Annotated in this window: 11 protein-coding genes and 1 pseudogene; 8 read left to right on the plus strand and 4 right to left on the minus strand. The window is 63.9% G+C overall.

What is annotated here, in order from left to right; all coding sequences use genetic code 11:
• Nucleotides 1-6: 6 nt before the first annotated feature.
• A complete protein-coding gene (locus AACY45_RS00345) occupies nt 7-861 on the minus strand; it encodes a LysR family transcriptional regulator (protein WP_339543621.1) in 855 nt (284 codons plus the stop codon).
• An 89-nt stretch (nt 862-950) separates the two neighbouring features.
• Here AACY45_RS00345 and AACY45_RS00350 point away from each other — a divergent pair, with 89 nt between their 5' ends.
• Nucleotides 951-1379: a multidrug/biocide efflux PACE transporter gene (locus tag AACY45_RS00350; RefSeq protein ID WP_339543622.1), complete on the plus strand. Its 429-nt coding sequence runs from the start codon at nt 951-953 to the stop codon at nt 1377-1379.
• A gap of 37 nt (nt 1380-1416) precedes the next feature.
• Here the strand turns inward: AACY45_RS00350 and AACY45_RS00355 are convergent, their stop codons facing one another.
• Complete coding sequence (locus tag AACY45_RS00355; RefSeq protein ID WP_339543623.1) at nt 1417-2334, minus strand: LysR family transcriptional regulator; 918 nt, start codon at nt 2332-2334, stop codon at nt 1417-1419.
• Nucleotides 2335-2459: 125 nt separating this feature from the next.
• Here AACY45_RS00355 and AACY45_RS00360 point away from each other — a divergent pair, with 125 nt between their 5' ends.
• The 6 genes from AACY45_RS00360 (at nt 2460) to AACY45_RS00385 (ending at nt 8219) form a co-directional block, all read left to right on the plus strand.
• Nucleotides 2460-3218 (plus strand): 5-oxoprolinase subunit PxpA, encoded by a 759-nt coding sequence (locus AACY45_RS00360; RefSeq protein WP_339543624.1) that lies wholly within the window; start codon nt 2460-2462, stop codon nt 3216-3218.
• Between the two features lie 94 nt (nt 3219-3312).
• Nucleotides 3313-3558, plus strand: coding sequence for an acetyl-CoA carboxylase (locus AACY45_RS00365; RefSeq protein ID WP_339543625.1), 246 nt, complete (start codon nt 3313-3315; stop codon nt 3556-3558).
• A gap of 10 nt (nt 3559-3568) precedes the next feature.
• Nucleotides 3569-4942 carry an acetyl-CoA carboxylase biotin carboxylase subunit gene (locus tag AACY45_RS00370; RefSeq protein ID WP_339543626.1) on the plus strand — a complete coding sequence of 458 codons (1374 nt, stop codon included), beginning with the start codon at nt 3569-3571 and terminating at the stop codon, nt 4940-4942.
• A complete protein-coding gene (locus AACY45_RS00375; protein ID WP_339543627.1) occupies nt 4939-5811 on the plus strand; it encodes a 5-oxoprolinase subunit B family protein in 873 nt (290 codons plus the stop codon). The genes AACY45_RS00370 and AACY45_RS00375 overlap by 4 nt, the downstream gene beginning before the upstream one ends.
• Nucleotides 5808-6782, plus strand: coding sequence for a 5-oxoprolinase subunit C family protein (locus tag AACY45_RS00380; protein ID WP_339543628.1), 975 nt, complete (start codon nt 5808-5810; stop codon nt 6780-6782). Before AACY45_RS00375 ends, AACY45_RS00380 begins: the two co-directional genes overlap by 4 nt.
• Nucleotides 6783-6893: 111 nt before the next feature.
• Nucleotides 6894-8219, plus strand: coding sequence for a purine-cytosine permease family protein (locus AACY45_RS00385; RefSeq protein ID WP_339543629.1), 1326 nt, complete (start codon nt 6894-6896; stop codon nt 8217-8219).
• Between the two features lie 123 nt (nt 8220-8342).
• Here AACY45_RS00385 and AACY45_RS00390 read toward each other — a convergent pair whose 3' ends face one another.
• Both AACY45_RS00390 and AACY45_RS00395 read right to left on the minus strand, forming a co-directional pair.
• Complete coding sequence (locus AACY45_RS00390; RefSeq protein ID WP_339543630.1) at nt 8343-9956, minus strand: inorganic phosphate transporter; 1614 nt, start codon at nt 9954-9956, stop codon at nt 8343-8345.
• A 159-nt stretch (nt 9957-10115) separates the two neighbouring features.
• Nucleotides 10116-11138, minus strand: coding sequence for a transporter (locus AACY45_RS00395; protein ID WP_339543631.1), 1023 nt, complete (start codon nt 11136-11138; stop codon nt 10116-10118).
• 803 nt (nt 11139-11941) lie between these two features.
• Between AACY45_RS00395 and AACY45_RS29220 the strand changes: the two are divergent.
• Nucleotides 11942-12052 (plus strand): annotated as a pseudogene (locus AACY45_RS29220) (hypothetical protein); the annotation flags it as partial.
• Between the last annotated feature and the right edge of the window lie 109 nt (nt 12053-12161).

Genomic DNA, 12161 nt, shown 5'->3' on the forward strand with positions numbered 1-12161 from the left:
CCTCTGTCACTCAAGCATCCTGTCCAGCAACCAGCTGCCTGCCGGCCCTGGCGGGTGCAAGCGTGACCAGAGCGCATCCACCGAGACCGGCCGGGGCCAGCCGCGGACCTTGAGCTCCTGCAAGGTGCCGGTGCCAAAACGCTCGACCAGCCAGCGCGGCAGGGGCGCCCAGCCGAACCCACCCTGGGCCATTTCCAGCAGCATCAGGTAACTGGGGGCCGACCAGACCCGCCCCTGGGCACGGGCCTCATACGGATTGATGATGGTCGCCAGGCGCAGTTCGCGATGCTGTTGCAGGCTGTGCCGATCGATTTTCGGCAGGCTCGCCAACGGGTGGGTGGGCGCCACGAACAGGGCGATCTCGGTGTGCTCATCGACGGTGGCGCTGTCCAGGTCCGGCGGGTAGCGCTCCTGCATTTCGGCGAAGGCCAGGTGCGCGCGCCCGCGTTGCACCAGGGCAATCAAGTCGTCGCATTCGGCGATCAGGCATTCCAGTTCGAGGTCCGGATACCGCTGTTCGAAAGCCTGCAAGGCCGCTTCGAAGCGGTCCGATTGATAGGTGTCGGAAAGCGCAACGGTGAGCTTCGGTTCAACCCCCAGTGACAACTGCGCGGCGCTCATTTCCAGGCGACTGGTGGCGGCGAGGATGTCCTCGGCACGCTGCAACAGCACATGCCCGGCCGAGGTCAGGGCGGGCTTGCGGCTGCTGCGGTCGAACAGGGTCAGGTTGAGGTCGATTTCCAGGCTGGCCACCGCCGCGCTGATGGTCGACTGGCTCTTGCCCAGCTTGCGCGCCGCGGCGGAAAACGAGCCTTGGGTGGCCGCCTGGACGAATGCCAGCAGGACTTCATGTGAGGCCATGAACTATCGCCTTTATCGATGGTTATTGATTATGAAGTATCGGTGCAGCGCTGGATCATGGCAACACATTCACCCACCGGAGCCGGCTCATGAGTCCTCATAAATCCCTCACTGAACGTGTATTGCAAGCCATCGGTTTTGAACTGCTGGCGGTCATGCTGTGTACACCTTTGCTGGCGTGGCTGATGGACAAGCCGCTGGTCGACATGGGGGTCGCGACCATCGCCATCGGCCTGATCGCCCTGGCCTGGAACGTGCTGTTCAACGGCCTGTTCGACCGGTTGCTCAAGCGCCTGGCGCTGGTGCCCAGTGCTGCGACCCGGGTGGTGCATGCCTTGCTGTTCGAGGGCGGCCTGGTGGCGGTCAGCGTGCCCCTGATTGCCTGGTGGCTGAACGTCAGCCTGCTGCAGGCGCTGATTCTCGACATCGGGGTGCTGCTGTTTTTCCTGCCGTACACCTACGTCTATCACTGGGTCTATGACGGGGTGCGGGAGCGGATGTTGTTGGCGCGGGTTTGAATTCATTGACCCCGGCATCGCCGGGGGGCGATTCCCCTCAGCGTCTGCTCGACAGTTGTTGCGGGGCCAGGAACGCATCGTGGAAGTAATCCCGGAACGCCTGCATCGCTGGGGTAAATGCCCGCTCGCGGTGCCAGGCCAGGCCCACGCTCATGGGAGTGACCGGGTCGGTGATGGTGAGGGTCTCGATGCGCTTGCCCTCCAGTGACCAGGGACGGTGCACCAGGTCCGAGAGGATCGCCACGCCGCTGCCATTGGCGACCATGCTGCGCACCGCTTCCACCGAGCTGGTGCGCACCCGCACTTTCGGTTGCTGCTGGGCGTGTTCCCAGTAGCGCATGGCTGCCTGCTCGGCCTCGTCGACGGTCAGCAGGATATAGGGTTCCTGGGCCACATCAGCGAGGCTGACAGCCGAGCGCTCGCACAGGGGGTGATGGCTGGGCAACCACAGGCGCCGCTCGGAGTTGAACAGGATTTCCGAGACGATGTCGGGGTGCGTGAGGTTGGCGGTCAGCACCACCGCCATGTCGAAACGCCCCTCCAGCAAACCTTCTTCGATGGCCTGGCGTTCCTGCTCGTGAACGTCAATGGCGACATCCGGGTGCCAGTGCTCCAGGCGTTGCAGATGGTGGGGCAGGAAGTAGCCGATGACCGTGTAGCTGGCCGCCAGGCGCAGCCGGCCACTGGCGCGTACGTCCGGCAGCGGGCTGTTGAGGGCGTCATCGACGCTGCGCAGAATCACGTAGGCACGGTTGAGAAAGTGCCGTCCGGCATCGGTCAGGCTCATGCCCTGGGCTGAGCGCTGGAACAGCAGGGTGCCGAGCATGCCCTCCAGTTCCTTGATCGCGGTGGTCACCGCTGACTGGGAGATGTTCAGGTGAATCGCCGCTTGGGAAATCTGCCCGATCTCGGCGGTGGCGACGAAATAGCGAACCTGGCGCAGGGTCAGTGACATGGAGGCTCCGGTCGAACAGGTATCTGTTTTTCAGAAGATACCCTATCTGTTAATAGATCTTCCCAAGGGGGTGGTCGGAATTCAACGTGGCCTGCATGAAGTCACAAGCGTCAGGAGCACGTGTCATGCAGGCAGTAGATTTCAATTCGGACATGGGTGAAGGCTTTGGCCCATGGACCATCGGCGATGGCGTCGACACAGAGCTGATGGCCTTCATCAGCTCGGCCAATATCGCCACCGGTTTCCACGCCGGTGACCCCGGCACCATGCGCCGCACCGTCGAACAGGCCAAGCGCCAGGGCGTGGCCATCGGCGCCCACCCGGGGTTCCGCGACCTGGTGGGTTTTGGTCGCCGACACATCCATGCACCAGCCCAGGAGCTGGTCGACGACATGCTCTATCAACTCGGTGCCCTGCGGGAATTGGCGCGGGTCCAGGGCGTGGCCCTGCAACATATCAAGCCCCATGGCGCGCTGTACATGCACCTGGCGCGGGACGAAGAAGCGGCCCGGTTGCTGGTGGAAAACCTGCAGCGCCTGGAACCCGAACTGCTGCTGTATTGCATGCCCGGCTCGGTCATCTGGCGGGTCGCCACAGAACTGGGCCAGCCGGTGGTTCGTGAGTTCTACGCCGACCGCGAGTACGACCTCAGCGGCTCGATCGTCTTCACCCGCACTGTGCGCGCCCACGATCCGGAGCGGGTCGCCGCGCGAGTGCTGCGTGCCTGCCAGGAAGGCGTGGTGCGCACGGTCGAGGGCCAGGACCTGGCGATCGCCTTCGATTCCATCTGCCTGCACAGCGATACGCCGGGTGCCCTGGCGTTGGTCGAGGCCACACGCAAGGCGCTGGACGCAGCCGGAATCAAGGTGCGCGCCCCCCGCTGAGCCCGGGTTTGGCACCGAGCGCGATAGACGCCCGGGCTACCCCAACGATGGATTTTTTGCCTGCCTTTCTACAACTATTCCAAAAGGAACAGACATGGCCGAATACACAGTTATCACCCCATTGCCAGGGACCTTCTATCGCAAAGCCACGCCGGAGTCGGCGAACTTCGTCGAGGTCGGTGCGCAGGTCAGCGCCGACACGGTAATTGGCCTGATCGAGGTCATGAAGCAGTTTTCCGAACTGACCGCCGGGACGGCCGGTCGCCTGAGTGCATTCCTGGTAGAAGACGGCGATCCGGTGGAACCGGGTCAGGTCGTCGCAACACTCGATGACGAGTGAGGGCACGATCATGACCCAAGGCATCACTAAACTGCTGGTCGCCAACCGTGGCGAAATCGCCGTGCGGATTATCCGCGCGGCCCAGGAGCTGGGAATTCCCACCGTTGCCGCGTGCAGCGAGGCGGATCTCGACTCCCAGGCCGCGCGCATGGCCGACGAGGTGCACCTGCTCGGCCCGGCCCGCGCGGACAAAAGCTACTTGAATGTCGAGGCCCTGCTGGGCGCCTTGAAAGCCACCGGAGCCAATGCGGTGCACCCAGGTTATGGCTTTCTCTCGGAGAACGCCGACTTCGCGGAAGCGGTACAGGCCGCCGGGGCGATTTTTGTCGGGCCCAGCCCACAAACGATCCGCCGCATGGGCGACAAGGCCGAGGCGCGACGCACCGCACAAGCAGCTGGCGTGCCGGTGGTGCCGGGTTCGCCGGGTGAGTTGTTTGACGTCGAGGCTGCACTCGCGGCGGCCGAGCAGGTGGGTTTTCCCCTGCTGATCAAGGCCTCGGCCGGAGGTGGCGGACGGGGTATCCGCCTGGCGGAAAACCCCGCGCAACTGCGCGAAGAGTTCCCCCGTTCCCAGCGCGAAGCCCAGGCCGCATTTGGCAACGGCGCGGTGTACCTGGAACGTTTCATCAGCCGTGCCCGGCACATTGAAGTGCAGGTGCTGGGCGACGGCAAACACGCGGTGCACCTGTTCGAGCGTGAGTGCTCACTGCAGCGTCGACGGCAGAAGATCTTTGAAGAAGCACCGTCGCCGGCCCTGGATCCGCAGCAGCGTGAAACCCTCTGCGCCAGCGCCGTCCGCTTGACCGAATCCCTGGGCTATAAAGGCGCTGGGACCCTGGAGTACCTGTATGACGACGCCAGTGGCGAGTTTTTCTTTATCGAGATGAACACGCGGATTCAGGTCGAGCACCCGGTCAGCGAACTGATCACCGGCATCGACCTGGTCCAGGCCATGTTGCGGATTGCCGGCGGCGAGCCGCTGGGCTTGCGCCAGAGTGATATCCGGCTTAATGGCGCGGCCCTGCAAATGCGCCTGAATGCCGAAGACCCGGCGCGGGACTTCTTCCCAAGCCCAGGCCTGGTCGAAGCGTTGTCGTGGCCACAAGGTTCGGGCGTACGGGTCGACAGCCATCTGTATCAAGGCTATCGGGTGCCACCGTATTATGATTCGCTGCTGGCCAAGCTGATTGTCCACGGCAGCGACCGTGCGCAAGCGTTGGCCCGGGCGCGGGTTGCCGTGGCCCAGACGCGCTTGACGGGCATGGCGACGACTTTGACGCTGCATGCCGAGTTGCTGGAGCAACCCTGGCTGCATGACGCCGACTTCCACACCGGCACCCTGGAAACCTGGCTGGCCGCGCGCCGCAGTGGAGGTGCAGCATGAACACGCCGATCCGCTACAGTTTTGGCGCCGATGAGCACCTGTTTGCCGAGGTCAGCGACAGCATGTCCCTGGAGGCGTTCTTCAAAGGCATGGCTGTGACCCGTGCGGTCGAGCGCCTGGCGCTGGATGGGGTGCTGGACGTGTGCCTGGCCAACGCCTCGTTCCAGATCCGCTTCGATCCGGACCGCATCGCGCCCCAGGACCTGCTCGAAGCGGTCAAGGGCGCGGAGGCCGAGGCGGTCGCCGAGCGCACCCTGCACACGCGGATCATCGAGATTCCGGTGCTCTACAACGACCCCTGGACCCACGAGACCCTGATGCGTTTTCGCGATCGGCATCAGGACCCGAGCGCCACGGACCTGGAGTACGCGGCACGAATCAATGGCCTGGCGGATGTCGAGGCGTTCATTGCCGCCCACAGTGGTGCGCCCTGGTTCGTCTCGATGGTCGGTTTTGTCGCCGGCCTGCCGTTCATGTTCCAGATGGTCGAGCGCCAGCGTCAGTTGCAAGTGCCCAAGTACCTGCGGCCTCGCACCGACACGCCGAAGCTGACCCTGGGCCACGGCGGCTGCTTCGGCTGCATCTACTCGGTGCGTGGCGCCGGTGGTTATCAGATGTTTGGCGTGACGCCAGCACCGATCTACGACCCGCAGCAGAAGCTTTCGTACCTGAAAGAGCACATGGTGTTTTTCCGCCCGGGCGACATCGTGCAGTTCAAACCCATGGACCGCGAAGCGTATGACCAGGCCGTGGCCGAAGTGGACGCGGGGCGCTTCGACCTGCGGATTCGGCCGGTGGAGTTTTCCCTGGACGCGTTCCTCGCCGACCCCGTCGGCTATCCCAAGTCGTTGCAGGAGGTGCTGGCATGATCAAGGTACTCAAACCCGGTCTGGCCACCTCGGTACAGGACCTGGGCCGCGAAGGCTTCTACCACCTGGGGATTCCTCCCTCCGGTGCGCTCGACCAATACGCCCTGAGCGCCGCCAACCACCTGGTGGGCAACCCGGCCGGGGCGGCGGCCCTGGAGTGCACGCTGCTGGGGCCGGAGCTGGAGTTTGCCGACGACGCGTTGGTGGCGGTGTGCGGTGCGCACATGACGCCACGGGTCGATGGCGTGGAAATGCATGCCGACACCGCGTTCACGGTCAAGGCCGGCCAGGTGCTGCGTTTTGATTTCCCCAAGGCCGGAGCCCGCGCGTACCTGGCGGTGGCCGGTGGGATTGATGTGCCGTTGGTGCTGGGCAGTCGCTCAACCTATGCGCTGGGGGCGCTGGGCGGGTTCCAGGGGCGCCGGTTGGTGGCCGGTGACGCGTTGCCGGTGGGTGTTGCCAGTGGCAAGAGCCGCGCCGGGGCCAGTCTGCCCATGGCCTTGCGGCAGTCGCTGGGGGGCGAAATCAGCCTGCGGGTGGTGCCGGGCCTGTACTACGAGCGCCTGAGCGAAGCGGCGGCCAGCAGCTTCTTCGCTGAACCCTGGACGGTCGGCTCGGAAGCGGACCGCATCGGCTATCGCTTCAAGGGCGGCAGCGCCTTGAGTTTCCAACCCCGGGAGCAGCCGTTCGGGGCCGGCTCCGATCCGTCGAACATCGTCGACAGCTGTTACCCGATCGGCTCGATCCAGGTTCCGGCGGGGCTCGAACCGATCGTGCTGCATCGCGATGCAGTGTCCGGCGGTGGCTACGCGATGATCGGTACGGTGATCAGCGCCGACCTGGACCTGATCGGCCAGATGCAGCCTAACCAGAAGGCGCGGTTTGTCGCGGTGACCCTGGAACAGGCGCTGGAGGCGCGACGTTCCTATAAGAAAAAACTCAGTTGCCTGAGCAAGCTGTTCCCTTCCTGATTCTGCCCGCCCCATCGCGCGGGCCATGCCAAACGGTACGCCAACGCCGCACTTCGGTGCGGTGACGGCTGCCCGCGCTTCAACCTTTGACTGGTTCTGGAGTTCACGCATATGGCTGCTTTATCGCAATCGAGTCAAACCGGGCAGGACCCGGCCAACCACCCGGTCCCCGCTGCAGCACGCATGGGCCGGCTGTCCCTGACCATGGCCTGGTGGGCCGTGTGCAGCGCCATGTTCTACATCGTGGTCGGCGCGTCGCTGGCTTTATCTTATGGCACCCGCAATGCGTTGATCGGCATGCTCCTGTCGGTGCTCAGCTACGGGCTGATCAACAGCGTGCTCAGTCGGTTTGCGATTCGCAGCGGCCTGTCGGTGGCGCTGTTTTCGCGGTTGCTGTTTGGCAGCACCGGTGCCTGCCTGGCGACGCTGATCTTCTTCTCTACGGCGATTTACTACGCGGTGTTCGAGGGTTCGGTGATCGCGGTGGCGCTCAACCACCTGTACCCGGAGCTGGTGTACCCGCTGGCCGCCTTGCTGGTGGTGTTGTACAGCGTGCCGATGATCCTGGGGAGCGTGCAGCACTGGCTGGACAAGCTCAATGGCGTGCTGCTGCCGATCTATCTCGGCGGTCTGCTGGTGGCGGTGGGGTTGTCGATCAGCCGCTACGGTTACCAGCCGCAATGGCTGGATTTCGGTCCGGCCAGTCCCAGTGCGTTTGGTTGGTGGGATTGCTTCGTCGCGTACATGGGCGTCTGGGTGTTGATGCTGTTTACCTTCGACTATGCCCGCTTTGGCAAACCCGAGGACGAGACCTACCACGGCCGCTGGAACTTCGGCATGCCGTTCTACGCGGTGACGTTTTTGCTCAATGGCGCGGCGGGGATTTACCTGGTCAGCAGCATTCCCCATGAGGGCGCGCTGAACGAAGTTTCGGTGGTAATGGCAATCCTGCAACTGATGGGGTTGTGGGGGCTGCTGTTTGTCTGGGCCACACAGACCCGGATCAACACCGCCAACTACTACTTGGCGACGCTGAACATGCAGGCGTTTTTCGGCCGGTTCGGCGTGCGCGGCTCGTACCTGGTGTGGGCGCTGGCGGTGGGTGTGATCGTCTACGGCCTGATGCTGGCCGATGTGTTTGCCTACCTGCTGAAGGCGCTGGCCTATCAAGGGATCTTTGTGGTGGCCTGGGTGGGTGTGGCGCTGGCGCAGATCCTCTATGGCCGCAGCGATGTGACCGCACTGGAGGGGGTTGCGGCCTACAACCCGGCAGGGTTGGTGGCGTGGTTTGGCGGCACGGCGCTGGGGCTGGTGCTGATGTTTGCCGGTCCGGGGTTGAGCAGCTTCTCCGCACCGTTGACCGGGGTGCTGGCGTTCGGGCTGCAGTTCGCCCTGACCCGTCGGCGCGCGCCCACCATCGTGACGCCGACCTTGTAGCAGCTGTCGAGCCTGCGAGGCTGCGTCAACGGCCGCAGGACGTTCATTCGACTTGGCAATACCGCCGCCGGGGGCTGCTGCGCAACCCAACGCAGGCTGCGTCAGCTGCTACAGGGGGCGTGGTTAGAACAGTTGGGTGAACAACCAATACAGACTGCCCGACAGCAGGATCGCGGCCGGCAGGGTCAGGACCCAGGCCATCAGCAAGTTGCGGATGGTCTTCATCTGCAAGCCACCGCCGTTGGCCACCATGGTCCCGGCCACCCCCGAGGAGAGCACGTGGGTGGTCGATACCGGCAGGCCGAACATGTCCGCCGCGCCAATGGTCAGCATCGCCACGGTTTCCGCCGAGGCGCCCTGGGCGTAGGTCAGGTGGGTCTTGCCGATCTTCTCGCCGACGGTCACCACAATGCGTTTCCAGCCGACCATGGTGCCCAGCCCCAGGGCAATCGCCACGGCGATTTTTACCCACAGCGGGATGAAGCGAGTGGCGCTGTCGATCTGCTGCTTGAACAGTTGCAGCTTGCCGTGGGTGTCGGCATCGAAGCTGCCGACCTGGTTCTTGTCCATCAGGCGGATGGTTTCACTGGCCAGGTACATGTCGTTGCGCACGTTGCCCATGGCTTCGGCCGGTACCTTGGACAGCGAGCCGTAGCCTTTCACTTCGTTGCCGATGTGGCCGGTCAGGGCGGCGAGGGCGGGGATCAGTTGGGGCGTGGCCTGCTTGCTGCGCACGTAGTCCGAGAGCACTGGGCGTGGGTCGGCCGGTGGCGGTAGGGGCACGCTCTTGACCAGCGCTTGCTGGGTCACTTCGGCGACCGCGGCGAACTGCAAGACCTGGTCGGCCGGCATGGTGCGGTTGAGTGCGTAGGCCATTGGCAGGGTGCCTACCAGGATCAACATGATCAGGCCCATGCCTTTCTGACCGTCGTTAGAACCGTGGGCGAAGGACACGCCCGTGCAGGTCAGGATCAGCATGCCGCGTATCCACCAGGGGGGAGGAGTGTTGCCCTTGGGGGCCTTGTACAGCGCACGATTCTTGACGAAGGCGCGCAAAGCCAGCAGAAGCAGGGCGGCGAAACCGAAGCCGATCAATGGCGACAACAACAGGGCATAGCCAATCTTGGTCGCCTGCGCCCAGTCGACACCACTGGTGCCGTCGCGCCCGTGCATCAGGGCATTGGCCACGCCGACACCGATGATCGAGCCGATCAGGGTGTGGGACGACGAGGCCGGGAGGCCCAGCCACCAGGTGCCGAGGTTCCACAGGATCGCGGCGATCAACAGGGCAAAGATCATCGCAAAGCCGGCCGAGGAGCCGACCTGCAGAATCAGTTCCACCGGTAGCAGGGCAATGATCCCGAACGCCACGGCACCGCTGGACAGCAGGACCCCGAGGAAGTTGAAGAAGCCTGACCAGACCACGGCAAAGTGCGGTGGCAGCGAATGGGTGTAGATCACCGTCGCCACAGCGTTGGCGGTGTCGTGGAAGCCGTTGACGAACTCAAAGCCCAGGGCAATCAGCAGTGCCACGCCCAGCAGCAGGAACGGGGTCCAGGTGGTGACCGTGGTGCCAAGTTCTTGCATGTCGTGCATCAGGCTGTAGGCGGTGAACAACAGCCCCATGGCCAGCACCGCGAAGAACACCACGGCGGTGAACACCCCGGGTTTTTTATCGAGTTGCGGCCGGGCGTCGCTGGCAGAGGCACGGGCGGCGGACAGGGAAGGAGTAGCCATGACCGGACAATCCTGTGGAGTAGAGGAATGTTCGCCATGATCGTTGCCAAATGTTACAAGGAGGCTGCTGCAGATCAATGTTTGCTGAATGAGCCACGTGCCGCGCAGGAGCAAGGCTTGCCCGCGATGCAGGCGCCAAGGTCAGGCGTAAAGACCGGGTCAGTAATCCCCACGCTTGCGAAACGCCCAGCGTCCGGCAATCACCGTAAAGGTGGCGACCAGCGCCACCAGGACCCAGAACCCGTGGGGGTCGCCGGACAGCGGTACGCCGCCGACGTTCATGCCGAAGAAGCCGGCAATGATGTTGATCGGCAGGGCCAGTACGGTGACCACGGTCAGGGTGAACAGGGTGCGGTTGCTCTGTTCGTTGAGGTTGGCGGCGATTTCTTCCTGCAGCAGCTTGATCCGCTCGCCCAGGGCCGTGAGGTCGTTGATGATCAGCGCAAACTCTTCGGTGGACTTGCGCAACTCCTTGACGTCCTCCTTCTGCAACCAGTGCGGCGGACGGTTGAGCAGGCGCAGCAGGGAGCCGGGTTCCAGCGCCAACAGGCGTTGCAGGCGCACCAGCACCCGGCGGTTGGCGCCCAGTTCGGCGCGGTTGGTCGACAGCCGTGAGGACAGCAACTGGTCTTCGACCTGATCCACGCTGAGGCTGGTCTTGCGCACGATCTGGGTCAGCACTTCGCCCTGGTCGCGTAGCAGATGCACCAGTAACTCCAGGGGCGAGCGAAAGCACTCGCCGGCCTTGACCGAAGAGCGCAGCTTGTCCACCGAGTGCAGCGGTTGCAGGCGTGCGCTGATGATCAGCCGACTGCGGGCACAGACCCACAGGGTCGAGACATCCGAGGACACCAGGTTGCTGAGGTTGAACACCACATCGTTGACCACCGCCAGCAAGGCCGAGTCGACGTGTTCGATGCGGGTCGAGCGCGAGCCCTCGTGCAAGGCTTCGAAGAATTCTTCGGGTAACGCCAGGTGCGCTTTCATCCAGCGCTCACAGGCAGCGTGCGCCAGGTTCAGGTGCAGCCAGAGAAATTCATCGGCGCTGTCGGGCTGTTGCAGGCGCTGCAGGGCCTGGGCCGACGTGATTTCCCGACCGGGTTCGCTGGGGCGAAAGCTGAACCCGTAGAGCAGGCCAAAAAGATCGGCGTCGCGGTGGCGTTGGTCGATGCTGTGGTTCATGGCGTCTCGCTGGCGGGAGCGCCCGCCATGCAATTCACAGCGGCGCTTGGGCGGCATCATGGCAAGCCAATCTGACCGTTTTGTGACGCTTTGACGAACGGGGAGCGGGGCTCTAAACCGCTGGTCAGCGCGACTCAAGAAATCCTCTTCAGGGCCGATGACGGCTAGGCTGGTCTGCGCACTTCGGTGTCCGCCTTATTCCTGTCATGAGATATCACTCGATGTTTTTGCAAAATTCCCTGAGAGCCAAACTCCTAGCGCTGCTGAGCGGCAGTCTGTTGGCCATGTTGTTGATTGCGCTGGCCAGCTTTCACTTTCTGTCCGCCGGGGTGCAGAGTTACCGCAACCTGATCGAAGGGCCCTTGCATACTTCGCAGTTGATCGACGAGGCCAACCTGCAATTCAAGGTGCAGGTCCAGGAATGGAAAAACGTGCTGCTGCGCGGCAAGCAGCCGGCGGAAGGGGACAAATACTGGGCGCAATTCCAGGCGCGCCAGGGTGAGGTGCAGAACATTCTTGGCGAACTGGTGCGCCAACCGGGGATCGAGCCTGCGCTGAAGGCGCGCATCGACCGCTTGCGCGAGGCCCATCGAGTCCTGGGTAGCGCCTACCAGCAAGGTCACGCGGCGTATCTGGCGGCCGGTGCCGATCCGGCCGCCGGCGACAATGCGGTCAAGGGCGTGGACCGTGCCACCAGCGAGCAGATGAGCGAGCTGGTCAGTGAGTTGCGCAAGCGCGGCAGCCAACAATCGCTGCAGATCAGCGCCAGTGCCGATCGCACCGTGCTGCTGGGGATGGTGGTGATGCTGGTCTCGGCGCTGGTGATCGGGCTGTTCAGCCTGTGGTTGGTCAACCGGCATCTGGTGGAGCCGATTCGTCAATTGATCGACTACGTCGCCCAACTGAGCCAGGGCCGATTCAGCGCCCGGGTGGCCAGTGATCGCCAGGATGAACTGGGCCGGCTGGCAGTCGCCGCCAACACCCTGCGCGATTTTCTCGCCGAAACCTTTGCCGGCCTGCAGC

Source organism: Pseudomonas sp. RA_35y_Pfl2_P32 (assembly GCF_963970735.1).
Classification (GTDB): Bacteria; Pseudomonadota; Gammaproteobacteria; order Pseudomonadales; family Pseudomonadaceae; genus Aquipseudomonas.